Here is a 25,786-nt window from a genome sequence, read left to right as displayed (position 1 = left end):
GCTATTTGTATTTATTCAAGTGCTTTTAAACGGGCGATAATTTTGTCGTATTCTGCTTCCAGATTTCGATAGCGACTTTGTAAAGACTGAATATTTTCTTTTTGGGAAACGAGATTTTTCTGGTTGTTGTCTAGCATGGTTTTTAGATGTGCCGGTGTGGTTTTACCTTTACGTAAATATTCACGTTCCTGACGTACGAACATGACCCGATCTTTTTGCAGTTGCTTCATTTGTTCTTGCTGAAAATCAATCTGTTTTTTTAACTGGACCAGGCTGTCATTCTTTTTCTGTAAAGCGGTCTGGCTATTGCTATAAGCACGCTTGAGTTTATGATCTTCGGCAATCCGCTTAGCCTGTTGAGCACGCTGTGGCGCCTGTCTGATATCCGCTTCGGCATTATAAGGACGGGCACGCTTAATCACCTGCATATTCTGGTCAAGTGCTTCATAGCCATAACGGATATGATTTGGCGTGACATTAGTACTGATATTGGCCACACCCTTGCTGTCATAATAACGATACCAAGTGGCTTTTTGCGGGAGTTGGTTACTACTCGCACACGTTAAGCTCACCTGTAACAGTAGCAGCACAACAACAATGAATTGACCAGTCATTTTATTTTTATCAATGACAGCAAGTTTTCTTAAAAACTGACTCATCATTGGCTCCCCGAATTTAAAGTTGACTAAATTACTTATTTTAAAGTAATAATCTTGTTATATTAGACTTAAATTTATCAATAAAAAACTACCGTTAGTCAAAAAAAAACCAATAACGATAAGAAAATGTGAAGCTGTTATTAAAAATAAATGATTTTGTCTACTTGTGTAGAAAATGTTCATTGATAATACAAGTGACTTTATGTTAAAAATGTTTATCGATCGTAATAAAATAATCCTATGAGCCTTATGGCATATAGTTTCTAAAATGGGAAGGGTTAAACAAATGGACGATAAATTCCAAAATCTAAAAATTATGGTTATTGATGACTCAAAGACCATTCGTCGTACTGCGGAAACTCTTCTTCAACGCGAAGGTTATGAGGTCATTACTGCAGTAGACGGTTTTGAGGCTTTGTCAAAAATTGCCGAAGCAAATCCAGATATCGTTTTTGTAGATATTATGATGCCGCGCCTGGATGGTTATCAAACCTGCGCCTTAATCAAAAACTCTCAGAATTACCAGAATATTCCTGTGATTATGCTATCGAGTAAAGATGGCTTATTTGATCAGGCCAAAGGTCGTGTCGTGGGTTCAGATGAATACCTGACTAAACCTTTTAGTAAAGATGAATTGCTCAATGCAATCCGTAACCATATTAGTGCTTAATATTTGATTTTTTTTGGGGAATTGGCATGGCACGTATCCTAATTGTGGATGACTCACCGACAGAAACTTTTCGCTTTAGAGAGATTCTTTCTAAACACGGCTTTGAGGTGATTGAAGCAGCCAATGGCGCAGATGGCGTCACCATGGCACAGGCAGAATTGCCGGACCTAGTCCTGATGGATGTGGTTATGCCGGGCGTGAATGGTTTTCAGGCGACCCGCCAGATTGCACGTGGTGCAACGACCAAACATATTCCAATCGTGATTGTGAGTACTAAGGATCAGGCCACTGACCGTGTATGGGGCAAGCGTCAAGGCGCAGCGGATTATCTAACAAAACCAGTCGATGAAAAACAATTAATAGATGTAATTAAGCAGCACCTCAATGCAGGATAAGCTCTATGGCAGCAAATGGATTTATCGAATTGCTTCGCATTGCGAAACGGGGGAATAAAAACTACGTTTCCAATGGCAATGAAGTTAACCGATGGTCGGGCATTGCTTTTGAGATGATGGGGCAATATTTTGTTGCCCCGCTGGGGGAAGTATCAGAAGTGATTTATCCCCCAGAATATACGCCGGTACCCAAGACGCAAGCATGGGTGTTGGGTCTGGCGAATATCCGGGGAAGACTGTTATCGGTTTCTGATCTGACGCAGTACGTATCAGGGCAAAGCAGTCAATTTTCACCGACTCAAAAAGTATTATGTATCAACCATAATGACCAGTATGTGGGTTTGGTCGTAGATCAAGTTTTGGGTATACAACATTTCAATAAGAAAAGTTTCTTTTCGAAGAAATCTGAATTGGATAAAAACTTACAAGAATATTGTCAGGGGTTTTTCCATCAGCACAACCAGCAGTGGCATGTGTTTTTATTCAGTCGTCTGTTGCAAAATCCAAAATTTATGAACGCATCTATAAAATTTATAAATTAAATGTCGCGCTCGAAACTAAGCAAGGCGTCAACCGGGGAGAGGCTACATGGGCTTTAAACTTAAAAAGAAAAATACAGGTGAGAGCACTGGCCGCAAAGGCGGTAATGCTTTTTTAGCTAAGATTCAAACGCAAGTAGATCAGTTATCACGTGTCTTCGGTGATAGTGAGAAATCAAAACCGCTGATCTATGGAGCAGCAGGCTGTCTTTTAGCCGCACTGATCACTTTATTGTATCTTTTTTATAGTGTTCCACGTACCAATGAACTCACTCAAAGTCTGGGTGATTTGCGTCTCCTCTCGCAAACGATTTCGCGCCAAGCGACTGAAGCGACAGCTTCGGGTACGCCTGAGGCCATGAAGAACCTGACTGATTCGCAAAAAGCTTTTGCTGAAAACCTTGAGACAGTTAAAAGTATTCACTCTAACAATGATGCTTTGCAAGCTGTTGATAAACAGTGGACAGAAGTATCCAGCAGTATTGATCTGATTACCTCGCAACAAAAGATTATTAACCAGTTATACGACACCAACATCGCGATTGGTGAAGCGATTCCGGGGATTCAGGCGGAATATAACTTGATGGTCGACCAGATGGCACGTCAAGATATGCCATCGAACCAGGTGGTTATTGCCAAAAACCAGGTATTCATTGCAGAACGTATCTTACGTTCAATCAGTTTGGTACTGACAGGTAATGATGGTTCACGTGAATCTGCGGATGACTTCAGTGCCGATACCGAAACTTTTGGTTCTTATCTGAATGCACAGTTAAATGGTTCTGCTGAACTGGGTGTACAGCGTATTGCTGATCCAACCCTGCGTGAATCTCTGGAAGGCATCAAGGCTGAATATGATGACGTACTGGAATCTGCATCAGCGATTATTCTGAAAAACTCTACACAGATCGTAAAAGTTCGTCAGGCAGCCGCATCTATTTTTTCTCAATCTGATGTGCTTTTGGACAACCTGAATAAATTATCGGGTAACTCAGGTCTTAAAACGGTTGTTCCGGCAGTCCTTCTGATCGCATTATTAGTCGGTTTCTTGCTATGTGTATTCAAGTTACTTTCTCTGCGTGGCTTGTCGGATAAGCAGCGTGTAGGCCGTTTACAAGAAGAATATGACCGTAACCAGAATGCGATTTTACGTTTACTGGATGAGATCGCCGATCTTGCAGACGGTGACTTGCGTTCATATGCAACAGTATCTGAAGACTTTACTGGTGCAATTGCCGACTCGATTAACTTTGCGATTGACCAGTTACGTGACCTGGTATCGCGTATTACTGAAACTTCACAAGAAGTTGCGCAATATACTGCAACTACACAAAGCATTACCAACCAGTTAGCTGAAGCATCTGAGCATCAGGCACAAGAAATTGCTGGTGCTTCTGCAGCGATTAACGAAATGGCACTGTCGATTGACCAGGTATCTGCCAACGCCGATGAATCAGCGGTGGTAGCAGAGCGTTCAGTACAAATTGCTGCAAACGGTGCGGATGTCGTACATCGCTCGATTGAGGGTATGGACACGATTCGTGAACAGATTCAGGAAACTTCAAAACGTATTAAACGTTTGGGTGAATCTTCTCAGGAAATTGGTAACATCGTAGCCTTGATTAACGATATTGCTGACCAGACGAACATCCTGGCATTAAACGCAGCAATTCAGGCATCGATGGCCGGTGAAGCAGGTCGTGGTTTCGCGGTCGTAGCCGATGAAGTACAGCGTCTTGCGGAACGTTCAGCTTCTGCAACGAAGCAGATTGAAGGCCTGGTAAAAACCATTCAAACGGATACGAACGAAGCCGTTATTTCGATGGAACAAACTACATCGGAAGTTGTACGTGGTGCGAACTTGTCTAAAGATGCCGGTGTAGCACTAGATGAGATTCAAACAGTATCGAACAACCTTGCGAAACTGATTGCGAACATTTCTGATGCTGCGAAACTGCAGTCAGCATCTGCAGGTCATATTGCGACCACGATGAATGTCGTACAGGAAATTACCTCGCAAACCACCAGTGCAACCTTCGATACAGCACGTTCAGTATCTGAACTGGCAAACATGGCCGATGCATTACGTGAATCTGTATCTGACTTTAAACTACCAGAATAAAGTCAGACATGATGGGGAAATGTGTCTTGACCGCGGTTGAGACACATTCAGAAAATACAGATAAAGCCTCGACAAGATGTACTTAACTTCATACGTTAGGTATCGCGTGACGGTCACAATTAAGTTTGAGCGCCCTTCTTGGCGGCATAACGTAAGAAGCATGAGCTATGAAAGAAATATTAAAAAATTTAGTTGAAACGACAACGCTTCCTGAAGATAGTTATCTTGACCAAGATGCAGAAATTCTTGAAATTTTTGTTGAGGAAATCGAAGAGATCTTCGTTGAGTTAAATGCTTTATTTCCAGAATGGTTGAGCAATCCAGATCATCAAGAAAATCTGAAGACCATTCGCCGCCATTTTCACACCCTGAAAGGTTCAGGCCGCATGGTCGGGGCAAAATCGGCAGGGGAAATGGCCTGGGCGGTTGAAGATACCTTAAACCGGGTTTTGTCCGGTTCGATTCAGCTAACACCGACGGTACAGAAATTTGCCCAAGCGGTACTGAATGTCTATCAATATGCTTTATATCCAAAATTCAAACATGTACAGCAATTGGATCTCGATCTGCGTCCAATGGTGCTGTTGGGACAACAATTACAACAACAAATTTCGCCTGAACCTGCATTGGAAGAATTACTGGCATTGGCAGATCATTTGACCGCTGAAGGTCAGATGACAGGTCTTGAGCTTGCAGACAATGAGCCAAGTGAAGTTGAGCTAACAATAGCGCCAGTAGAAGTACCGGTTCGCAGTGATATCGAAGAAACTGTGGCGATCTTTATTGAAGAAGCAGAAGAGCATCTGGATACGATTGCTACCTTCCTTCGCACTGAAGATGAAAAATCACAAGATTATAATGCGCTGATTCGTGCGATTCATACTTTGCGCGGCAGTTCATCCATGGCGCAGATTGACCAGATTTTTGAGGCCAGCTCTAAAGTGGAGCATCTGTTCAAAACCTTGCTACAAGATGAAATTGTCTCAACCTCAAAAGAAACCGCTTTACTGATTCAGTATGCTGAGTTTGTCAGTGACTATCTGCATTTGCTACGTCAGGGCAATACTGCAAAACTGGATGCGGTATATGCCACCTTTGAGCGTGTCTGGAATGATTATGGCTTTGCAGTTACTGAAACCAATAGCATTCAGACGCAAGGTTTGGTGTCTAAACTGGTTGAGCTGGATATTGATCTGTTATTGGATGCCGAGTTTGAATTTGATAAACGCGCCCAAGTCGATTATCCGGAATATATTCAGGCACTCAGCCAGCAGGCTGCAGAATTGCTGGCACATACAGAAAGCCGGGCAGCGCAAGGCATTCATGAATTCACTGCCGACCTGAAATTGGCTTATGATGCGCTGCTTGAAAAGCCAGTGCTGCTAAACAGCGATTATGCTTATGAACTGTTCGCACAGGCGCATCAGGAATTTATTCATTTATTTGATACCTTGGCCGCAGGACAGCGCGTCATTCTGAATGATGAGATTCAAAAAATACTCAGTGAACTGTCTGCATTTGTGCAGCAGGATCTCGAGATATTTGCTGAAGATACTAGTAATCAGAATATTGAGCTAAGCTCAGAGGCCACACAAGTGGCTGAAACTGTCGCGACAGGCAGTGTCGATTTTGCTGGTTTGAGTCAACGCATCGCTGCAGATCGTCAACAGCAGCAAAGTGCTGAAACCAACCGTTATTTTGATGAAGAATTATTAAGTATCTTCCTGGAAGAAGCGGATGAACTGCTCGCAGGCATTGATGAAGATCTGAATACCTGGAGCAAAAAACAGGACGATACAACCTCGCTGAATAATCTGATGCGTCATTTGCATACCTTAAAAGGTGGTGCAAACATGATCGCAGCATCGCATATCGGTTTGATTGCGCATGAACTGGAAAGTATTTATGAGCGGGTGATCCGTCAGCAAATTGCCGTGACACCTGCTTTAATCCAGATTATTCGTCTGGTTCAGGACAACATTTCCGATCGTATTCAATCTATTCGGGAAGACGGTATTGATTATCCTGCACCAGAAGCGATTGCGATTCTGCAAAATATTCAGGCATTGGTTTCTGGACAAGCTGTTGCTGCTGTTCAAAGCATGGGCGCTGTAGTTGAAGTTGCAGAGGTCGAAGCGACATCAATTTCGGAGCCGCAACTTGAAGAATCCACAGCGACTCAACAGCCTGCGACTGATCTGGCTGAAGCTGAAGAATTACTGGAAATCTTGGAATCTCCTAAGCCTATTGAAGACACACCAGTAGAACGTTCTGAAGAAGACGAGCTGAAATCGATTGTTGAAGAATCTTTCCTCGAAGAATCCGAAGAGATTCTGGCGAATGCCGAGAAGCTCCTCAGTCAATGGTTTGACCAGCGTAGTGACCGTAGTTTATTGCTGCAATTACAGCGTGCTGCCCACAGTATCAAGGGTGGCGCACGTATGGTAGATGTTGAAGAAGTGGCCAGTATTGCCTATGAGCTGGAAACGACTTTCGAACAGTTTGCGGTCTATCAATTTAACTCGAATGCCTATGATGGCTTATTGCAGAAAACACTGGTCTGGTTAAGACAGGCGATTTTCCAGCGTGACTATAATGGTTTTGATCAGCTGCACAGCAGTCTGAAAAAGATTGCTTATGTGGACGTTACTGCGCAATTGCCTGAGCGTCTGGCGAAAACAGATAATCTGGTGGTCAGCACCGACTTTGGCTTCGTTGAAGGTGATGGTACTGAACCGCCACAGATGATGGGTGAGTGGGCGAATAGCGGCACCAGCGATAGCAATAACGAGATGATCCGTATTTCTGCTGATCTGGTCGAGAAGATGATTGACCTGTCCGGTGAGAACTCGATTAACCGATCGCGTATCGAGATGGACCTGGGTCAGCTAGGCAATACCCTGAACGAGATGGAATTGGCGATCAAACGTCTTGCTGATCAGTTACGTCGAATGGAAGGCGAGCTGGAATCACAGATTATTGCCAAACATGGTTCAGAGAACTCGCGCTATGCCGACTTTGACCCGCTGGAAATGGACCAATATTCGTCGCTCAACCAGCTGTCCAAGTCACTTGCAGAATCAGCATCGGATTTGGTCGACTTCAAGAGTACGCTGGCCGACAAGATTCGCGAAACTGAAGGACTGTTATTGCAACAATCCCGTATTCAGGCCGAGATTCAGGAAAGTCTGATGCGTACCCGTCTGGTTCCGTTTGACCGGATGTTGCCGCGTTTACAGCGTATTGTGCGTCAAACCTCGACCACCTTGAACCGTCCTGCAGAACTGATCGTACAGAATACCGAAGGTGAACTGGATCGTAATATTCTCGAGCGTCTGGTCACACCATTTGAGCATATGCTGCGTAATGCGATTGACCATGGCCTGGAAGATACGGCAGATCGTATCGCACTGAACAAGCCGGAAGTCGGTTCTATTGTCTTGAACATCAGCCGTCAGGGAACCGATGTAATCGTGTCCTTTAGTGATGATGGTAAGGGGATCGATGCGGAGAAGATTCGTGAAAAAGCGCTGAGTCTGGATCTAATCAAAGCGGATCAAGTCATTGATCAGGAAGAAATCCTGCAATTTATCTTCCATCCTGGTTTCAGTACCGCGAAAGCAGTGACCCAGATTTCTGGTCGTGGTGTCGGTCTGGATGTGGTACAAAGCGAGATCAAATCACTGGGCGGCCATGTGTCAGTGAGCTCGGAACTGGGCAAGGGTACGGTCTTTACGATTCGCGTACCGACGACCGTAGCGGTCAGCGATGCCTTGATGGTGAAAGTGGGCGATCAGCAATATGCGATTTCTCTGGCGCAGATTGACCGAATTGTGCGTATTGCACCGACCACATTGGAAAGCTATTTCAACAGTAAAGATGACTATTTCAAGATCGATGGCGCAAACTATAAGCTGCGTTATCTGTCTGAGTTTGTTGGCAACCAGCCGATTCCACGTCTGAATAATGTTGGTCATTCATTGCCGGTGCTGTTGATTAAAGGTAATAGTGGTCAAACCATTGCCTTGCTGGTCGATCAGTTGGTCGGTTCACGAGCGCAGATTGTAGTAAAACCGATTGGACAGCAGTTTGCCAACGTCGGGGTAGTGGCCGGTGCCACGATTCTGGGTGATGGTCAGGTCTGTCTGATTCTCGATGGACAGAATGTTGCCCGCCAGATTCAGGCGACACAGCGTATCAAACAGCTGAATGATCAGCGTGATGGTTCGCGTAATTCCAATGCACGTCGTCTGGTGATGATTGTCGATGACTCGGTGACTGTACGTAAAGTGACGTCGCGTCTGCTGGAACGTCAAGGCTATGATATTGTCACTGCCAAAGATGGTGTGGATGCGATCGAGCAGCTTGAAAACGTCAGACCGGATCTGATGTTGCTGGATATCGAAATGCCGCGCATGGACGGTTTCGAAGTGACCAATCTGGTTCGTCACCATGATATTCACCGTGACTTGCCGATTATCATGATTACCTCACGTACCGGTGAGAAGCATCGTGAACGTGCATTCAGCTTGGGCGTAACGCACTATATGGGTAAACCGTTCCAGGAAGCGGAACTGTTGGCCAATATCCAGCAACTGATTGCTGTAAAACAGGGGTAATATATGAGTCAGACCAATTCGAACAGCAAAATGGCTGATCAGATTAGCCAGCAGGAACTTCAGCATCTGATTACGGTATCGACCGGATTTATTGATGCCTATATTATTGACTGTCATGGCAAAGATCCGATGCTATTGCCACAAAATATTGTCCTGTCAGCACTGGATAGCAATACGCAGGTTAAGACAGTGGAGTGGCATGAAGCACAATTGCCAGTTTATGCAGTGAATGATCCTTTACGTCAAAATGGAGTGGCACTGGTGATTGAGGGTGATGAAATCACTCAGCGCTTTGCCTTGATGTGCAATGAAATGCCGAAAACCATCCGGATTCGTATTTCCGAAGTGGTCGATGTCGATCAGCCCGTGAATGATCCTGCCATCTTTCAATATGTGCGTATGAACGAACAGCTTTTCCATATTCCGAATATGACGAATATTCAGGCTTCAATCGGACTGTAATCCAAACTATAAAATATAAAAAAGGAACTCCATGGAGTTCCTTTTTTATTGCGTTATGAATTTACTTAGTTGGCGAGTAAATTCACGAGAATCTGCTCATAGATTTCAGCCAATGGCTCTAAGTCTGCAATATCGACATGTTCATTGATCTGATGAATCGTGGCATTCAATACGCCAAGTTCCAGTACCTGTGCGCCGGTAGGGGCAATAAAGCGGCCATCTGAGGTACCGCCCGAAGTCGATAGTTCAGTTTCAGTCCCCGTCACATTCAGAATGGCGGTTTTAGCTGCATTTACTAGTTCACCAACTGGCGTCAGGAAAGGCAGGCCAGATAAAGTCCAAGAAATGTCATAGTCCACACCATGACGATCCAGAATTTCTAAAGTACGTGCTTTGAGTTCTTCGGCGGTCACTTCAGTTGAATAACGCCAGTTGCACAATAGGTTCATGGTGCCGGGAACAACATTGGTTGCGCCTGTACCCGCATTGATATTGGAAATCTGGAAGGTCGTCGCCGGGAAATATTCGTTGCCATGATCCCAGACTGTGTCGCACAGTTCAGCAATGGCTTTAGAAGCGGTATGAATCGGATTCACGGCCAGATGCGGATAAGCCACATGACCCTGTTTGCCTTTGACTGTAAGGTTGGCATTTAATGAACCACGACGGCCATTTTTGACTATATCGCCCAGTTTATTAGTACTTGACGGTTCACCGACCAGACACCAGGTAATTTTCTCATTACGCGCTTCCAGTGTTTCAATCACTTTCACCGTGCCGTTAATCGATGGACCTTCTTCATCTGAAGTAATCAGGTAGGCAATAGAACCTTTGTGATTCGGATATTTTTCAACAAAACGTTCTGTTGCAACTACCATGGCTGCCAAAGCCGTCTTCATGTCGGCACTGCCACGACCATAAAGTTTGCCTTCACGGATTTCTGGTAAAAAAGGATCTGAGTTCCAGGCATCCAGATTCCCTGTTGGCACGACATCGGTATGGCCAGCGAAACAGAAGACCGGACCTTCTGTGCCTTTGCGTGCCCAGATATTATCTACATCTTCAAAGCGCATGGATTCAATATTGAAACCAATCTTCTTTAAACGTTCAGCCATGATGTTCTGGCAGTCATGATCAATCGGTGTGACAGAAGGCTGACGTAATAGTTGCAGGCTTAAATCGAGGGTAGCGGAAGAGCTCATACGGTATTCAACAGTCGATAATTTTTTCGGTTCTATAATAGGCGAATATAGGCTTGAATGTGAACGACTGATATAAAAAAACCCTATCTGGGATAGGGTTCTGTGAGCGTTTAGGAAAAAACTAGTTTTGACGGATTTCGTCAGAGGTTTTTTCAGCAGTATTGGTTACCGCATCGCCAGCCTTAGACACATCTTTGCCCATGCCTTTTACGGTGTTACAGCCAGTCAATACAAAAGCCATCATTAATGAAGCAGCAAGAATTTTTTTCATCATCATCTCCGTATAATCAATAATAAAATTATTATGATGTGGGACTTAGAGTAGAAAATATACGCTCTAAAAAATATGTGGTTTTCATAGTGCTTCGGTTAATAAATGTAATGCTTTATAGGGGCTTATGCGATGGATGCTGGATCAGCACCGGATTGCGATACATATAAAAGTCATTGCTATCGAGTTTTTTATAAAGTCCATTCGTCCACCAGATCGCAGCTGAACTGCTCGGCCGGGCTTGCGGATAAATCCATTCATGCCGTTGCAGACGATAGAAACCGTGCTGTGCAGCAGGAATATGCTGTCCCCATACGCCCAGACGACGCTCGGTATTGATCCATGAGGGAATTGGCTGATCGGCATGATGTGTAGGCAAATATAGCTGTCCCTTGAGGACGCAATACCGTTTTTGAATGGGATGCTGCAAAGCCTCATCAAACTGGAATTGTTTTTGTGTGAAATGTTTCATTTTTCTGATTAAAGTATCGGTGCGGTTCAGGCCATACCAATGCGGCAGACTAAAATCGGCTTCGGCCAGATAATACTTCAATGCCACTTCCCAATGTTCAATTTGTCCTGTAGCAGTATTCAATAGCAGAAAATCCAGCTCACCCAAGGTCTTGGCACCCTCAATTTTTTGCAGACTATGGCCAAGCAGTCGATAGGGGTGATAAGCATCATCGAGTAACCAGAACCAGACCAGCATTTCAAAACGCAGCCCCAAACGTGTGCTTTTCAGTTGCTGCACAAATTCAATTAATTCTTCTGGGTGCTGATCAAGAAACTCTAAACGTGGATGGTAACGGCTCAGATAGTGCTGCCAGGTCTGGCTGTCATGCAGTTCAAAGTGATGTATAAGCTCAAGTTCATCCGGAATGCCGGACAGGATATTCGGACTGCCGACAGCGAATGCCAGTTGACGCACCAGAGGATGTTGATAACGTTGCCATGCCTCTACAAGATTTTGGTTTAAACTGGAAAAGGGCATAGTACAACCTGTGAAAAGTGCAGAAATACAACGGACAGTATCGGAAAACGCTTTATACTACCTGAATTCTGCGGCTAGGGTTGATGTATGAAAGTGTTGTTTTGGCGAAGTCTGGTGGTGCTGTTTGTGATCCTGGGCTTTATCGGTGCAATCCTGCCGGGTATGCCAACAACGGTCTTTTTGATTCTGGCCGCCTGGGCCTCATCCAAAGGCTGGCCACAAATGGATGACTGGTTATTGAATCATCCCAAATATGGTCCGACTTTAAGAGATTGGCGTGCCCACGGTACTGTACCGCGTAAGGCCAAATGGCTGGCCAGTATCATGATGCTGATCAGCGGGATCATCATGCTGTTTACTACTGCACCCTTGGCAGTAAAAGCCTTTACCAATATTACCATGTTGATAGTCGCGATCTGGTTATGGCGACGCCCTGAACCGAATCAGATCATTATTCAGCAAAATACAGTTGACCCAGAAAAGACAGATCTACCAACAGCGCCATCTGAAGATAATCAGTTAAACCCTATAAAGCCAAATAAAATAGAGTCTGAGAATAACAAGTCATGAATACCTTGCATCTGGATCAAGCCGATATCCTGATTGATCTTGCCCAACAAAAACTGTATCTGCCCCGTCTAAACAAGCAATATCTGATTTCCAGTGGCAAAAATGGCATTGGTGAAACTGAAAATAGTGGCAAGACTCCTCGTGGCTGGCACAAGATTGCTGAAAAGTTTGGTCAGAATGCTCCCTTAAATAGTGTATTTGTCGCACGTCAGGCGACGGGTGAAATTTATAATCCCCAATTGGCGGCAGAATTCCCGCAGCGGGACTGGATCCTGACGCGCATTTTATGGCTGAGTGGCCTTGAAGCGGGTTTTAATCAAGGCGAGGGCTGCGATACCTATCAGCGTTATATCTATATTCATGGCACCCCAGAAACCGAAAAGATGGGAGAGCCGCTGTCGCACGGCTGTATCCGTATGCGTAATCCGGAGGTCGCTGAATTATTTGACCTGATCAGTGAAGATGCACTGGTCTATATTTCAGAACAGGCATTAGATCTGGGCAGGCTGAATGTTTCGAAAAGCGAATAAAAGTTAGATTTTAAGATTATGTGAAAATGGTTTTGTTTTTATGGACTGAATCTGCTTGGTGGAGACAGCAGAAAAGATTGATTAATCTGATCCAGATGGTATTTTTATCGCATGGAATGGGTTAAATGATTATTTGAAGCTTAGATTTACTGGCATTTTCTGAATAAAAATAAGTGACAGTTGAAAGATTACATGAACACAACGTCGAGTATTTTAAAGCTTTGTATAATCCTTAATCAGAATTGCAATATGTCGTGTGGTTAGACTGAAACTTCGCAGGGTAAAACACAAAATTTCGCTTCAATTTTCATTTTGAAAATTAAAAAATTTCGGTAGAGACTTAAAAAATAAACAAAAAGTGTTGTTTTTTTTAACAAACAACCTATTTTTTAATCACTCACACCTAAAAAGTGGAAAACATTCCGAAAAGCGTTTGACAGGCTGTGCAGATTCTCTATAATGCACCCATCAAACGATGATAGACGTTTAGAAAGGGCGCTTAGCTCAGTTGGTAGAGCGTCTGCCTTACAAGCAGAATGTCGGCGGTTCGATCCCGTCAGCGCCCACCAAGCTCTTTCATGTTGAGACCTTATAGTTGCAGCGGTAGTTCAGTTGGTTAGAATACCGGCCTGTCACGCCGGGGGTCGCGGGTTCGAGCCCCGTCCGCTGCGCCACTTTAAGATCTTGATTTTCGTTTGCCACAATAGCGACATTGTGTAAATGCAGCGGTAGTTCAGTTGGTTAGAATATCGGCCTGTCACGCCGAGGGTCGCGGGTTCGAGCCCCGTCCGCTGCGCCATTTATACGATAGACCTTTTGAGGGCGCTTAGCTCAGTTGGTAGAGCGTCTGCCTTACAAGCAGAATGTCGGCGGTTCGATCCCGTCAGCGCCCACCAGATTCTTTTGCGATGCAGCGGTAGTTCAGTTGGTTAGAATACCGGCCTGTCACGCCGGGGGTCGCGGGTTCGAGCCCCGTCCGCTGCGCCATTTCAAAAGAAATTAAATTGAGGTCCCTGAGCCTAAATTTAATAAACTAAAGATTGACACTCTTTATCAGGGCGCTTAGCTCAGTTGGTAGAGCGTCTGCCTTACAAGCAGAATGTCGGCGGTTCGATCCCGTCAGCGCCCACCAGATTCTTACGATGCAGCGGTAGTTCAGTTGGTTAGAATACCGGCCTGTCACGCCGGGGGTCGCGGGTTCGAGCCCCGTCCGCTGCGCCATCCTAAGATGAGAAGCTTGGATTCCTGAGATCTGAGTTTTCAAGATACCAAGACTACATCCCTTGTTGGTCTTGCGTCATTTAAAACAACACTGTTGTTTTCTCAGGGCGCTTAGCTCAGTTGGTAGAGCGTCTGCCTTACAAGCAGAATGTCGGCGGTTCGATCCCGTCAGCGCCCACCATATCTTCTTGCTTCAACGCTATTTATTCCTTAGAATCTGATTGTATTATAATAATATTAAGATTTCACGACCATGAGAAATCCCTATCAGCGCAAAGCCGCGACCAAATCCCAAAAAACTGCTTTCGATCCTCAACAGCTTTATAAGCAATATGTTGAAGCCATTGTTGCTAATGCTGGCATTTTTGCACTCTATCAGGATGGGTGGGCCTTATGTGCCACGCCGACCGGACAACGCGCATTTGCCTGTTGGCAAAGTAAAGGTCTGGCTCGACTGTTGATTAAAGACAATTGGGAAAATTACGAGATTCAGGAAATTGGTCTCAAGGATTTTGTAGAGAAAGTCATTCCCTTTTTACGTCAGGAAAGTACCATTGTTTCGCTTGACCTGACCCCGGAAGGGCAGAATATTCTGGTGGCACCGGAAAAATTATTACTTGATATTAAAAATTATCTGTATCAGATCTATGTGCAAAAGCCGGAACTGTTTAAAAATCCGGATATGCCTTTGCCTAGGCAGATCCGTTTAAATTAAATTTATTGTTTTTAAAACAGCTTGTTTATTGGAACAATGAATATTCATTCAGTAGCCAGCCACTTATCAAAGCAAAATATTCGCGTAACCAGGAATTATAGCGAACATTCTGGGGTGTGCTGGCACTCAGGCTGATGACTTGTTGATAACCCTGATGTCTGGCAATGGCACGGGCACGAGGGCTATGAAAATCGCTAGTGACAATCGCAATGGGCTCATTTCGATCAATATGTTGCTGTTTTAGGATTGCCTGAGAATATTGCAGGTTCTGTTGGGTACTTCTGCTTTGATCTTCTAAGCTAATGGGGTTTTTGAGCTGCGGATAGTTCGTGTAGATATAACTTTGCATGACTTCAGCTTCGCTCTGTCTCTCCCAGAAATTTCGTCCACCGGTCATAATGATTAAAGTGTTCGGATATCGTTCTGCATATTTTGCTGCGGTATCCAGACGATTTTTTAAGATGGGTGAGGGCTGACCCTGATTAATACCACTACCTAATACTAAAATCGCTGCAGCAGGTCGTGCCGGAATAGTCGGGTTGATTGACATCTGGATATAAGCGAAGAAAGCCGCGACACTGATGATCCAGAATAGAAATCCGCCCCAGAGACTGTTCCAGAACAAGGTTCTGAATCGGGAATTCTGTTTCCAGCGCTGAATAGATGAAAAAAACAAGGCATACAGGATGAATGCCACCCCAATGAAGGTAGACAAGGCAATAGCAAAATGCCTCTGACCTTGGCTCAGTAACCAGACGCTATTGATACATAGGATCAAGCCAAAGATCAGGCTAAGACTTCGTTTAAGTTGATTGAGCATCCAGGGTTCCTTTTTTCTTATTCATATTCTTATTATTGCTTTTGCATCTTCAATAAAAACCGGGCCATTGAGCCCGGTTTTTAGCATATCAGGTTATCTTAATATACATCACGGCGATAACGTCCATCCAGACGTAATTGATCTAACATCGTTTCACCGAGAATCTCAATCAGGGCCTGCTCCACATCGCTGGCCATGCCATTGATGCTACCACAGACATAAATCACTGCACCTTGAGCAATCCAGGCTTTCAGTTCTTCAGCCTGTTCACGCAATTTGTGATGTACATAGACTTTTTCCTGCTGGTCGCGCGAGAATGCAAGATCGAGACGTTGCAGGGTCCCCATTTGCAGCCAGGCCTGAATGGTTTCTTCAAAGAAGAAGTCGTGTTCACGCTGACGTTCACCGAAGATCAGCCAGTTCTGGCTATAGTCCTGACGGTTACGCGCACTGAGCAAGCTCAATAATCCGGCAATACCGGTACCATTACCAATACAAATAATCGGGCGGTTGTCATCAATCAGGTGGAAAGATTCATTGCTGCGAATACGTAGGGCAATTGGCGCATTGAGAGCCGCATGCTGGGTCAGCCAGCCTGAACCCAGACCGAGATTACCACTAGCATCGGTTTGCTGACGTACCACCAGACGCAAAACCTGCTGGCTTGGAATACTGGCAATGGAGTATTCACGTGTTGCCAAAACCGGTAATTGCGTGAGGAGCTGATCCAGAGAATCAAAAGGTTCAGCCTGAGTCAGATCACGATCCCAGAGTGCCTGTTCAATATTCTGTTGCATAGAAGGTACTTGTGTACCCGCTGCTATCTGGTGCTTTTGCATAAATGCATCGATACGTTCTTGGCTATTCCCTGGCTGAACCTCGGCAATATCACCTGCTTGCCAGACGGCTTCATGCTCAGGGGTCAGTTCGATATTGAAGGCAGGCGCACCCAGACTACCCGGATTGAGGACTTCACGTTTACTCAAACTCCAGTGATCAAAGGTCTTATCGATACTCATCGCTTGTAGCTCAAGTCGAGTGACTTGTTCCAGCGCACTATTCCATTGCTGGATATGCTCGTTATTGGCATTGTCGACTTCAATCGTATTGAATAGCTGCTGGGCACCATTCTGTTTTAACCACTGATCAATACGGTGACCAAAACTGCAATAGCTGTCTGGATATTCCTGAGAACCCAAGGCCAATACCGCATAACTTAAATAACTGAGATCAGCTTGAGCAGACAGGATTTTTTTCTCAAAAGAAGAGGCCAGATCCGGCGCTTCACCTGTGCCATAGGTGCTGGCAACAAATAATACCTGTTCGGTTTGTTGTAAATCGGCTAGCGTCAGTTGTTGTACTGGCTTGACTGTTACCGGTTGACGCGCTTCCTGCAGGGCAGTCGCTGTACGCCAAGCCAGTTGCTCAGAAACCCCTGTTTGTGAGGCATACGCGATGAGCCACGGTTTGGAATTTTCATCTAGGTTTACTAAAGTCGCACCCTGACGTGCTGCCAGCGTTAAGCGTTTCTGTTTGCGACGTTTCAGATAGAGCATCCAGCCGGTCACAAAGAACAACGGCATCAACAAGGCTGCGACCATGGCAAAGAACTGGTAAATTGGGCCGAAGAAGCTACCACGATGCACCGGTAACATGCTGCTCATAATTTTTTCATTGAGCTTTTTATCTTCATACAGCTCAACTTCGGTAAATTTAGCTGTCTGATAATTATAAGTAGCACTGTTTCGTGCACGTTCATGCTGAGCGACTGGATCGACGAAGCTCAGTTGCATTTCACCATCCGATTTTTTCGGAAGGTTAAAGGTTACAGTAGAATACTTATCTGAAAATTCAGTGTTAAAGCCAATCCAGCTCTGGTCCAACGCACGGACAGTAGCTTCAGCGCTGAGACCTTCGCGGCCTTCACCACCAGCACCGCGTTCGCCACCTTGGCGGCCTTCGCCTCGTACTTCACCTTCGGCACGCGGACCACGTTCACCGCCTGGACGTCCTTCACCACGGTTATTGCCGGCATTGGCCTGCATTTCCGGTTGCGGGCGTTCCACACCCAGCACTTTAAACATGCCATTGCGCCACCAGTCATAAGACCAGTACAGACCGGTACAGGCCAGAATCAGGTAGAAAATCACCACCCAGGTTCCCACAACAGCGTGCAGATCCCAGATAAAATTACGGCCTTTCAGTTGAGGTTTTACAAAGAACCATTGCTTGATCGAATGACGTTTCGGCCAGCGCAGGTACAGACCTGACAAGACAAAAAAGATCAGCATCAGGGTACAGGCACCGGTAATCTGCTTACCCACCGGACCAACCGTCAAATTACGATGCAGTTGCTGAACAAACTGGAAAAATTCCCGACCCTTAATCTCTGGCAAGACTTCCGCAGTATACGGGTTGATCATGATGTTCTGACCACGTCGTGCGCCTTCTTTGGCAACATTCACGGTACTTGAAGCACTTGGATCTTGTGCTACGGTAATACTGTTGATCTTCATGTCAGGCGCAGTACGGTTAAAGTGCTGATACAGCTCGGCAGGCGTGAGTTTGTCACGTTGCTGAACCTGAACCGTATAACTGTCGCTATTCATCCATTTTAATATTTGTTGTTCATAGGAATAGATTGCGCCAGTGACCCCCATTATCGAGAGGATTAAACCTGCTGTAATCCCCAGAAACCAGTGGATTTGGAAAAATGTCTTTTTAAACATGGTCGTCAGATTAAGGGTGAGATCTATAAAAGTGGCAAAATTATAACTGAAGTTTGAGCCCGAATTATAGGTGTTGAGGATAATATTTATTCTCATTATCATTTATTGTTTTGAGATTAAAAAAACCTCCATGCCGGGGCAGGAGGTTTTTCACTGAAGAAAGAACAGTTTAGATTTGTTTTGCTGCGCCGACTTCGGCTTCCAGATGCTTGCGAATCGTGGCGAAAGAGAAGTTTTTGCTGTCCAGACGTTTCGGCAGGATATACGCACCTTGCTGGCCTTTTACTTTGAAATTGACCAACATGAATTCTGGTGTGTTGTACCATTCATAGATGTCTTTCCAGCTAATCGCGCCAACACCTTCTTGCATGCCCATTTTCTGGCGCATCACGATGCCGTGCGGTTGCACGCCCAGGCGAACACCTTTGATTTCCTGTACCGGAAATTCATTCATCTTGCGTTTAACATACCATTCCAGACCAAAGGTACGGATCAGGTAATACAACACCACACAGACAATGGCCACCCAGCAGAAGACGGTAGAATAGTTCTTCAGGAGCAGAATGCCCAGAATAGAAAGTGCAACAACAGCACCCATGATCAGCCATGCTTTCATGCCAATTTTATTGGTACTACGCCAGATCACCAGCTGAGCATGACGCTGCTCGGCTTCTGAAATTTCATAGTTCACAGGCTGTAGGGTATAAGCGTATAAATTTTTCGCGGTCATAATGAAATTAGCAGATTTTAAACTGTAAAAAGTTTAGCACTAATTGTACCAATTCAGTGAGTATATTGTTCCAAAATCAGCCAAATTATAATGAACCTAATTCAGTTGCCTGTTCATCACGCTCATGACTCAAACTTTGTTTCAGTTGGCTCAACTGCTTTAAAATGCTGAACATTAAAGACAGCTGCTGCAAAATGATCAGGGATTTCTGATCTTGCTCCTGATCTTGAGCCAGGCGCTGTCGAATATGAGCAATCATATTTTGCGCACTTAAATCGGGCATTTCATCTCTTAGCAATGCACCACGAATGTTCTCAAGTGCTTTGTCTAGTAAATTCAGAATGTCCTGATCTTCAATTTTTTCCCGGTGTGCGCCCAGTGCGGCAATATAACTGATAAAAGTATGATTCAGACACAGGAACTCAAAGGCCAGCGATTTTTGTACCGGATCAATATCCGGTTCAGTGGCCAGTGTCGAAATCAGTGAGGCTACCTCGGCATCGGTATTATGAGCAGCACGGCGCACAATCCGATATTTCAGGCCATTATTACGTCCCGATTTATACTGCTCGATTACTTCACTCAAATAATCTGCTTCTGCCTGCAAGCTGCGTATGATACTGCGCGGCAAACGCCGGAACTTCCAGTCTGGAAAAATAAAACTGACGCCGAACCAGGCAATCGCACAGCCAATCAAGGTGTCGATCATACGCGGGATGGCCGCGGCATAGCCCATACCGTCCAGGTTGAAGTTGATCAGCGCTAAAATCGTGATAAAGGCGGTGGCCTGTGCATACTGTTTACTGCGCAATTCAAAGAACAGAATCCCGCTCAGTACCAGAAGCAATAATTGTCCTTCGATGGACGGCACAAAATATAAAATGGCATAACCGAGGATAATACCGACCAACGTACCGATAATACGCAGACGTAAACGCCGTTTGGTGGCGTTAAAGTTGGGCTGGCTGACAAAGAGTGCGGTCAATAAAATCCAGTAACCATATTCAATATTGCTGACCTGTACAAAAATATAGCTGATCAGCAGCACAATCGACAGGCGAATGGCATGCCGGAACAGCACCGATTCTGGGGTCAGATGCTGCTTAATCCTAATCTTGATGTCATCCCAGCCTTTCAGGTCATCATCTCTAAGCTGGTTCTCGATATGTTTGAAACGCTCGGACTTGATATTCTGCTCGGTTTCCAGGTTGCGTAACTGGGCATCAATCGATTTCAGGTTTTGAAACAGCGCAAACAGGGCACTGATCCAGACCTGATCATACTGCTGCTCCTGACGTAACTTATCCAGAGACTGTCTCAGGTTATCAAAGGCATGCTTGAAGCGCTGGTTATGTACATAAGGTTTGCGCATCAGCAAACTTTCACTCAGGTCCTTACAGGCTTTGCCCTGAATTGACATAATGCGCTGGAAGCGGAACAGGATATCGCTATGCTGGAAAATCTTGGCCAGTTTCTGATAATCAATATGCGCTGAATCGGCACGTTCATGAATATCCTGCGCGACAAAATAATATTGCAGGCTGCGACGGGTGTCTTTTTGCCCACGGTCGCCTTTCAGGCGGGTCAGGAGAGCCGTTTTCATTTCATTAAAAATCGCAATCAGTTTGCCGTTTTCAAGCGAGAGTTCAATCATGCTCTGCTGATAGCTTTTCGGCGTCATGTCCACATCAAACAGATTGGACTTAGCATATAAAAAGTTACCGAGCGCAGAATAGGAAATGGCAAGCTTGTCTTGCGCCAACCGGGCAGGGAAAATCAGGAAACTGATGGTCGACAGCAGACCGTACCACATCGCGCCGATGACCAATAAACCAGCCTGTTTATACCATTCATCAAACAGCTCCACCCCGAGCATGGAATAAACGGAAATCACCAGACAGCCGTAGGAAATCGTGGCATAGCGTCGCCCTAGTGAACCCAGCAAAATCAGGGCAATACAGGACACAATTAAGGCCAAGGCAAACAGCAAGGGATAAGGAAAAAGCAGATATACGCCTACTGCCGTAATAAAGAAGCCAATGTAGGTGTAGAGCAGATTTAAAATCCGCACCGAAAAGCGGTCATCAATATCGCTTAAACCGGCTGCAACCACCCCTAAAGTCAATGGGATCGTCATCAATTGTTGTCCCATAAAATAGGGAACAAAGGCGGTACCTGCAAATGCCGTCATCATGCGCAGGTTATACATCAAGGTCGTGTTATAGGTGGTTTGCTTGAGACGAGTGAGCCAAGATTTCAAAGGTCGTCCTTTATACTGCAGTCTTAGAGCTGAATCTGAATAGGCTAATGAAAATAGTATATTTATAAATCTTCATTTCAGGCTAAATCATACTATGCACTGTGTTAATTTGTCTGCATATTAGCGCTTTAAATCTTCATGCTTATGACATCGAATAAAATAGTACAACAACCTTATGCCATGTCCTGGATTGTTTTGCTGGCGACCTTAAGTGCACTCGGGCCTTTATCCATTGATATGTATCTTTCGGCCTTACCGGCTATGGCAGCAGATTTTGGTGTCAGTACCCAAATGGTTTCCAATAGCTTGCCGGCTTATTTCTTCGGTCTGGCGATCGGGCAACTGATTTATGGTCCGATCAGTGACCGGATTGGACGTAAAACGCCACTGTATTTTGGGCTGTGTTTATACATTGTGGCAAGTTTGCTGTGTGTCTTTGCGCAGGATGAATGGAGCCTGATCGCTGCACGAATTCTGCAAGCTCTCGGTGGCTGTGTCGGGGTGGTCATGGCACGCGCTGCAATTCGCGATCGTCTGGATATGCATTCAGCAGCTCAGGCCTTTGCCAGCATGATGATTGTGACCGCCATTGCGCCAATCATTGCTCCAAGTCTGGGGGCCTGGGTGTTGATGTTTTATGAATGGAACGTGATCTTCTTGGTGTTGATGGGCTGCGGTCTGTTGAGTCTAGCCTGTGTACACTTTCTTTTTAAAGAAACCCTGGAGCCAGAACGCCGTCTCAAGCTGAACTTTCAACAGGTTATAAGTTTGTACCGGTGCATTTTTCAGGATCCAAGCTTTCGACGCCCGCTCTATGCCGGCTGTTTTTCCGGTGCGGTGATGTTCTGTTATATCAGCGCTTCTTCGGCCATTCTGATGGATCGTTATCAACTGACCGAGCAGCAGTTTGCGTATGCCTTTGGTGCCAATGCCTTCGGGATCATGCTGTTTTCGACCTTGAATAAACGTCTGGCTGGGCGTTTCTCGATATTGCAGCGTCTGAAAATTGGCACCTGTCTGCAGTTTGCCGGTGTATTAGGGTTAATCTTGCTCGGCTGTCTGGACGTCGATTCTGTGTTCTGGGTGTTGTTAGGCATGTTTATTGTGGTGGCATCTATCGGGTTTACTGGTCCGAATGCCATGGCTCTGGCAATGGCTGAACAGGGCGAGCGGGCGGGAACCGCCAGTGCGATTATGGGCAGTATGCAATTTGTCTGTGGCTTATTGGGCGGTGTATTACTGAATTTTCTGATCTGGCATGCTTTACTGAATATGGCATTGATCATGCTGGTTTTTGTCGGTATTTCTGCTTGGGCGATTTTTAAAATCAACATGCCCAGCCTAAAAAATGCATAGATGCTGGCTGCCTCTCAGATAATAAAAATACTGGTCTGGACAGAGGGCTAAGCAAGTTGGCTTAGCCCTGCTTGCATCACTCATCGATAAACACGGCAAATTCTTCTACGGGAACGCGCGGGGTAATAAAGCTGTTAATAATTTGCTCTGGGTCGGCATAACCCAGTGCCATACCGCAGACCAGCTCTTCATCATCGGGTGCGCCGACCAGATCAAGCACGATCGGGTGAAAGTGATTCCAGGCTGCCTGCGGGCAAGTGTCCAGACCGCGGGCTTTTGCTGCCAGCATGACATTCTGGATCATCATGGAAACATCCATTTTGGACCCAATCGCCAAAGACCGATTTACAGTAAAAAATAAGCCGACAGGGGCATCAAATAATTCAAAATTACGCAGCTGCTGACGCGCCATTTTTTCCTTTTCGCCTTTTTGAATATTCAGCAAGCCATATAAACCCCAGCCATTTTCACGACGACGTTCAATAAATGGCGAGATCCATTGTTCAGGATAGTAGGCGAAAGTTTCCTGATACTGCTGCGACAATTCCGGATTTGCATAGATTTGCATTTGTGCCTGACAAACCTGCTGCACGAGTTCATCACGCTTTTTACCTGTTACCACATACACTTTCCAGGGTTGGGTATTGGTTCCTGAAGGTGCGCGGCTGGCCACCGCCAGAATCTCTTTTAAGGTGTCTGTACTAACGGGGGTATTTAAAAAAGCACGCACTGAATGGCGAGAAGTGATGGTGTGATCTACAACATGAACAAGATTTTGATCCATTATGGGGTCCAGTCGAATATCCTTATTGAGTTTGCAATGACTATAAACTAAACAAACAGAACGGGGGATAGGAAAATTTAATTCTTCGCCAGCTGAAAAAAACAATTTATCAGCAAAATGACTTGAATAATGAAATTTCGCATTCTTTTAGCTGAGCATAAATCGCCTAAGTGATAGCAATGGATTTAGTCATAAAGTTGGTCTTTGATTTAAAAAATGGCTTAAAACCCAAGTGCTTGAACCATTCAACAATAACAATTTCAAACAGAGAACTGGTTTATTTTGACTGAAAATCAAGATAATTTAATTTCAAGATCCCTGTTTCATTCCGTGTCGAGTAAAAGATTAATATTTTTTTTGAATTAAAATATAGATTAATCTTCATATAAAAATGAGAATTTATAATTATTTTTTATAGGTAAATTAACTATTGCTAATAAAAAGAAATAAAACTTGATACAAAGAAACAGCATAATGTACGACTTTTCATCTTAATTCATGCATTTTGTGATTAAGATCTGTTTTAAATAACGCGATTCCAGATGGCTTGAATGAAGTCTTTAGGTTGAAAGCACTCATCAAGCACTGAATGTTTTTTTGAGCTTAAAACACAGTTTTTTTACCAGCATGCGCGTCTGTTAGAAAAATGTCTGCAATTTTCCAACAGACTGAGTATCGGAATAGAAAAGGTGTTGCTTTTATAAATCTCTCATTTGTTGAATATGATCGTGATGATGATATTCATAAGTTTGAAAGAGATGATAAATCGGTTTGTTTTTCTAAAGGTAATAGATCAAATCAGGATATTTCCAGATGAACATCTAATGAGCGAGCTAGAGATCTAGCGCACTCCATGACTTTTAGAAAAATAAAAAATACAAAATCATCTTGGGCAAAAAATTATGGATTTTACTTTTAATGCATTTTATACCTTGATTGCCGCAGTCATTGTTCTGTTACTCGGCCGATTCTTGGTTAATAAAATCGATTTTTTAAGACGTTACAATATTCCTGAACCGGTTGCGGGCGGTTTGGTTGCTGCGATTATCTCATTACTGGTGCATTCACTGTGGGGATACAGCATCACCACCAGTTCAGAGCTACAAACCAGTTTTATGCTGATCTTCTTTGCCTCGATCGGTCTGAGTGCCAACTTTTCCAAGTTGCGTGAAGGCGGTGTCGGTCTGGTAATTTTCCTGTTTGCTATATCGATTTTTATTGTTTTGCAAAATGCAGTCGGTATGAGTCTGGCAACACTGCTTGGTATTGACCCACTGATTGGCCTGATTGCAGGTTCAGTTACCTTAACCGGCGGTCATGGTACTGCGGGTGCATGGGGGGAGATTTTTGAAGTTGAACATGGCATTCAGGGTGCTTTGGCACTGGGTATGGCCAGTGCGACTTTCGGTCTGATCATCGGCGGGATCATTGGTGGACCTTTGGCCAAATTACTGATCAATCGTCATAACCTGGCTACTGCACGTACCGATCAGCAGATCGAAAAGCGTGACAATACACCAATGGATAGCACGACCAACGAATATGTACCGTTTGAATATCCGCATCAGGTGCGTTTAATTACCGCTGATAATGCAATCACGACCTTGGGCCTGTTCGCAGGTTGTTTGGCTTTTGCAGAGTTTATGACGGGTTTCAGTAAAGGTACTGCGTTTGAACTACCAACATTTGTCTGGGCATTGGCGGGTGGTGTCATTCTGCGTAATGTACTGGAAGGTATTTTCAAAGTTCAGATTTTCGATCGCGCGATTGATGTGTTCGGTAATGCTTCATTGTCGCTGTACTTGGCGATGGCATTGTTATCATTGAAATTATGGCAATTAGCTGACCTTGCAGGGCCACTCATGGTGATTCTGGGTGCGCAAACCATCACCATGGCTTTGTATGCAGCTTTCGTCACTTTCCGCATCATGGGCAAAAACTACGATGCTGCGGTACTTGCAGCAGGTCATTGTGGTTTCGGTATGGGCGCAACGCCAACAGCGGTTGCCAATATGCAGGCGATTACCAATATGTATGGTGCGTCGCATAAGGCCTTCCTGATTGTTCCATTATGTGGTGCGTTCTTCGTTGACTTAATCAATGCTACTGTTATTCAGATGATTTTGAAGTTTTTTGCATAA

19 protein-coding genes, 8 tRNA genes and 1 pseudogene are annotated in these 25,786 nt (G+C 44.7%); 19 read left to right on the top strand and 9 right to left on the bottom strand.

The genetic code is table 11. The features are described 5' to 3' along the window. Positions 1-11: 11 nt before the first annotated feature. On the bottom strand, positions 12-659 hold the full coding sequence (locus tag F894_RS11790) for a hypothetical protein (protein ID WP_005247844.1): 648 nt from the start codon (positions 657-659) through the stop codon (positions 12-14). A gap of 286 nt (positions 660-945) precedes the next feature. Between F894_RS11790 and pilG the strand changes: the two genes are divergently transcribed. The 6 genes from pilG to F894_RS11760 all read left to right on the top strand — a co-directional run bounded on the left by pilG (position 946) and on the right by F894_RS11760 (position 9,466). Next, positions 946-1,329: a twitching motility response regulator PilG gene (gene pilG / locus F894_RS11785; protein ID WP_004280711.1), complete on the top strand. Its 384-nt coding sequence runs from the start codon at positions 946-948 to the stop codon at positions 1,327-1,329. A 26-nt stretch (positions 1,330-1,355) separates the two neighbouring features. Beyond that, entirely contained in the window at positions 1,356-1,724 is a 369-nt protein-coding gene (locus tag F894_RS11780; protein ID WP_004280710.1) for a response regulator, read from the top strand. 5 nt (positions 1,725-1,729) lie between these two features. Next, a complete protein-coding gene (locus F894_RS11775) occupies positions 1,730-2,266 on the top strand; it encodes a chemotaxis protein CheW (RefSeq protein ID WP_004280709.1) in 537 nt (178 codons plus the stop codon). 46 nt (positions 2,267-2,312) lie between these two features. Further along, positions 2,313-4,385, top strand: a complete 2,073-nt coding sequence (locus F894_RS11770; protein ID WP_005106253.1) for a methyl-accepting chemotaxis protein — start codon at positions 2,313-2,315, stop codon at positions 4,383-4,385. A gap of 167 nt (positions 4,386-4,552) precedes the next feature. Then, entirely contained in the window at positions 4,553-9,004 is a 4,452-nt protein-coding gene (locus tag F894_RS11765; RefSeq protein WP_005247841.1) for a hybrid sensor histidine kinase/response regulator, read from the top strand. A 3-nt stretch (positions 9,005-9,007) separates the two neighbouring features. Further along, positions 9,008-9,466 (top strand): hypothetical protein, encoded by a 459-nt coding sequence (locus tag F894_RS11760; protein WP_004645839.1) that lies wholly within the window; start codon positions 9,008-9,010, stop codon positions 9,464-9,466. Positions 9,467-9,531: 65 nt separating this feature from the next. On the opposite strand, the gene dapE is transcribed toward F894_RS11760, so the two are convergent. From dapE to F894_RS11745, 3 genes are all read right to left on the bottom strand, one after another. Further along, positions 9,532-10,668: a succinyl-diaminopimelate desuccinylase gene (dapE, locus tag F894_RS11755; protein WP_004731987.1), complete on the bottom strand. Its 1,137-nt coding sequence runs from the start codon at positions 10,666-10,668 to the stop codon at positions 9,532-9,534. Between the two features lie 121 nt (positions 10,669-10,789). Beyond that, positions 10,790-10,942 (bottom strand): entericidin A/B family lipoprotein, encoded by a 153-nt coding sequence (locus F894_RS11750; RefSeq protein WP_004280704.1) that lies wholly within the window; start codon positions 10,940-10,942, stop codon positions 10,790-10,792. Between the two features lie 112 nt (positions 10,943-11,054). Then, positions 11,055-11,930 carry a DUF1853 family protein gene (locus F894_RS11745; protein ID WP_005247838.1) on the bottom strand — a complete coding sequence of 292 codons (876 nt, stop codon included), beginning with the start codon at positions 11,928-11,930 and terminating at the stop codon, positions 11,055-11,057. Positions 11,931-12,017: 87 nt separating this feature from the next. Between F894_RS11745 and F894_RS11740 the strand changes: the two are divergent. The 11 genes and pseudogenes from F894_RS11740 to F894_RS11690 all read left to right on the top strand — a co-directional run. Then, positions 12,018-12,371: pseudogene (locus tag F894_RS11740) on the top strand (YbaN family protein); the annotation flags it as partial. A gap of 125 nt (positions 12,372-12,496) precedes the next feature. After that, the gene (gene elsL, locus F894_RS11735) at positions 12,497-13,030 is read left to right on the top strand and encodes a cell wall-recycling L,D-carboxypeptidase ElsL (protein ID WP_004731981.1); all 534 of its coding nucleotides are present in this window, start codon (positions 12,497-12,499) and stop codon (positions 13,028-13,030) included. 493 nt (positions 13,031-13,523) lie between these two features. Further along, positions 13,524-13,599, top strand: a tRNA-Val gene (locus tag F894_RS11730). 28 nt (positions 13,600-13,627) lie between these two features. Next, positions 13,628-13,704: transfer RNA gene (locus F894_RS11725), tRNA-Asp, on the top strand. 48 nt (positions 13,705-13,752) lie between these two features. Then, a tRNA-Asp gene (locus F894_RS11720) sits at positions 13,753-13,829 on the top strand. Positions 13,830-13,850: 21 nt separating this feature from the next. Next, a tRNA-Val gene (locus tag F894_RS11715) sits at positions 13,851-13,926 on the top strand. A 14-nt stretch (positions 13,927-13,940) separates the two neighbouring features. Further along, positions 13,941-14,017 (top strand) — tRNA-Asp (locus F894_RS11710). 69 nt (positions 14,018-14,086) lie between these two features. Next, a tRNA-Val gene (locus tag F894_RS11705) sits at positions 14,087-14,162 on the top strand. Between the two features lie 12 nt (positions 14,163-14,174). Beyond that, a tRNA-Asp gene (locus tag F894_RS11700) sits at positions 14,175-14,251 on the top strand. A 105-nt stretch (positions 14,252-14,356) separates the two neighbouring features. Continuing rightward, positions 14,357-14,432 (top strand) — tRNA-Val (locus tag F894_RS11695). Positions 14,433-14,504: 72 nt separating this feature from the next. Next, on the top strand, positions 14,505-14,966 hold the full coding sequence (locus F894_RS11690) for a DUF2750 domain-containing protein (RefSeq protein WP_005247835.1): 462 nt from the start codon (positions 14,505-14,507) through the stop codon (positions 14,964-14,966). 25 nt (positions 14,967-14,991) lie between these two features. Here the strand turns inward: F894_RS11690 and F894_RS11685 are convergent, their stop codons facing one another. The 4 genes from F894_RS11685 to yccS all read right to left on the bottom strand — a co-directional run bounded on the left by F894_RS11685 (position 14,992) and on the right by yccS (position 21,505). Then, entirely contained in the window at positions 14,992-15,786 is a 795-nt protein-coding gene (locus tag F894_RS11685) for a YdcF family protein (protein ID WP_005247833.1), read from the bottom strand. Between the two features lie 98 nt (positions 15,787-15,884). Beyond that, entirely contained in the window at positions 15,885-18,515 is a 2,631-nt protein-coding gene (locus F894_RS11680) for a PepSY domain-containing protein (protein ID WP_212749440.1), read from the bottom strand. A gap of 169 nt (positions 18,516-18,684) precedes the next feature. Further along, on the bottom strand, positions 18,685-19,245 hold the full coding sequence (locus F894_RS11675) for a YcxB family protein (protein ID WP_004280696.1): 561 nt from the start codon (positions 19,243-19,245) through the stop codon (positions 18,685-18,687). A gap of 85 nt (positions 19,246-19,330) precedes the next feature. Continuing rightward, on the bottom strand, positions 19,331-21,505 hold the full coding sequence (yccS, locus tag F894_RS11670) for a YccS family putative transporter (protein ID WP_005247828.1): 2,175 nt from the start codon (positions 21,503-21,505) through the stop codon (positions 19,331-19,333). 138 nt (positions 21,506-21,643) lie between these two features. Between yccS and F894_RS11665 the strand changes: the two genes are divergently transcribed. Continuing rightward, on the top strand, positions 21,644-22,861 hold the full coding sequence (locus tag F894_RS11665) for a multidrug effflux MFS transporter (protein WP_005247826.1): 1,218 nt from the start codon (positions 21,644-21,646) through the stop codon (positions 22,859-22,861). A gap of 76 nt (positions 22,862-22,937) precedes the next feature. On the opposite strand, the gene F894_RS11660 is transcribed toward F894_RS11665, so the two are convergent. After that, positions 22,938-23,645 (bottom strand): nitroreductase, encoded by a 708-nt coding sequence (locus F894_RS11660; protein ID WP_005247824.1) that lies wholly within the window; start codon positions 23,643-23,645, stop codon positions 22,938-22,940. Between the two features lie 902 nt (positions 23,646-24,547). On the opposite strand from F894_RS11660, the gene gltS reads away from it, so the two are divergent. Continuing rightward, a complete protein-coding gene (gltS, locus tag F894_RS11655) occupies positions 24,548-25,786 on the top strand; it encodes a sodium/glutamate symporter (protein WP_005247822.1) in 1,239 nt (412 codons plus the stop codon).

Origin of the sequence: Acinetobacter sp. CIP 51.11, assembly GCF_000369665.1 — a bacterium.
GTDB lineage: Bacteria > Pseudomonadota > Gammaproteobacteria > Pseudomonadales > Moraxellaceae > Acinetobacter > Acinetobacter lwoffii_S.
This window is presented reverse-complemented; position numbering and strand designations above follow the sequence as displayed.

What these genes read in the sequence shown, in the direction of transcription:
- F894_RS11790 (WP_005247844.1), bottom strand. Translation starts at nt 659, where the DNA reads ATGAGTCAGTTTTTAAGAAAACTTGCTGTCATTGATAAAAATAAAATG.
- pilG (WP_004280711.1), top strand. Translation starts at nt 946, where the DNA reads ATGGACGATAAATTCCAAAATCTAAAAATTATGGTTATTGATGACTCA.
- F894_RS11780 (WP_004280710.1), top strand. Translation starts at nt 1,356, where the DNA reads ATGGCACGTATCCTAATTGTGGATGACTCACCGACAGAAACTTTTCGC.
- F894_RS11775 (WP_004280709.1), top strand. Translation starts at nt 1,730, where the DNA reads ATGGCAGCAAATGGATTTATCGAATTGCTTCGCATTGCGAAACGGGGG.
- F894_RS11770 (WP_005106253.1), top strand. Translation starts at nt 2,313, where the DNA reads ATGGGCTTTAAACTTAAAAAGAAAAATACAGGTGAGAGCACTGGCCGC.
- F894_RS11765 (WP_005247841.1), top strand. Translation starts at nt 4,553, where the DNA reads ATGAAAGAAATATTAAAAAATTTAGTTGAAACGACAACGCTTCCTGAA.
- F894_RS11760 (WP_004645839.1), top strand. Translation starts at nt 9,008, where the DNA reads ATGAGTCAGACCAATTCGAACAGCAAAATGGCTGATCAGATTAGCCAG.
- dapE (WP_004731987.1), bottom strand. Translation starts at nt 10,668, where the DNA reads ATGAGCTCTTCCGCTACCCTCGATTTAAGCCTGCAACTATTACGTCAG.
- F894_RS11750 (WP_004280704.1), bottom strand. Translation starts at nt 10,942, where the DNA reads ATGATGAAAAAAATTCTTGCTGCTTCATTAATGATGGCTTTTGTATTG.
- F894_RS11745 (WP_005247838.1), bottom strand. Translation starts at nt 11,930, where the DNA reads ATGCCCTTTTCCAGTTTAAACCAAAATCTTGTAGAGGCATGGCAACGT.
- elsL (WP_004731981.1), top strand. Translation starts at nt 12,497, where the DNA reads ATGAATACCTTGCATCTGGATCAAGCCGATATCCTGATTGATCTTGCC.
- F894_RS11690 (WP_005247835.1), top strand. Translation starts at nt 14,505, where the DNA reads ATGAGAAATCCCTATCAGCGCAAAGCCGCGACCAAATCCCAAAAAACT.
- F894_RS11685 (WP_005247833.1), bottom strand. Translation starts at nt 15,786, where the DNA reads ATGCTCAATCAACTTAAACGAAGTCTTAGCCTGATCTTTGGCTTGATC.
- F894_RS11680 (WP_212749440.1), bottom strand. Translation starts at nt 18,515, where the DNA reads ATGTTTAAAAAGACATTTTTCCAAATCCACTGGTTTCTGGGGATTACA.
- F894_RS11675 (WP_004280696.1), bottom strand. Translation starts at nt 19,245, where the DNA reads ATGACCGCGAAAAATTTATACGCTTATACCCTACAGCCTGTGAACTAT.
- F894_RS11665 (WP_005247826.1), top strand. Translation starts at nt 21,644, where the DNA reads ATGCTTATGACATCGAATAAAATAGTACAACAACCTTATGCCATGTCC.
- F894_RS11660 (WP_005247824.1), bottom strand. Translation starts at nt 23,645, where the DNA reads ATGGATCAAAATCTTGTTCATGTTGTAGATCACACCATCACTTCTCGC.
- gltS (WP_005247822.1), top strand. Translation starts at nt 24,548, where the DNA reads ATGGATTTTACTTTTAATGCATTTTATACCTTGATTGCCGCAGTCATT.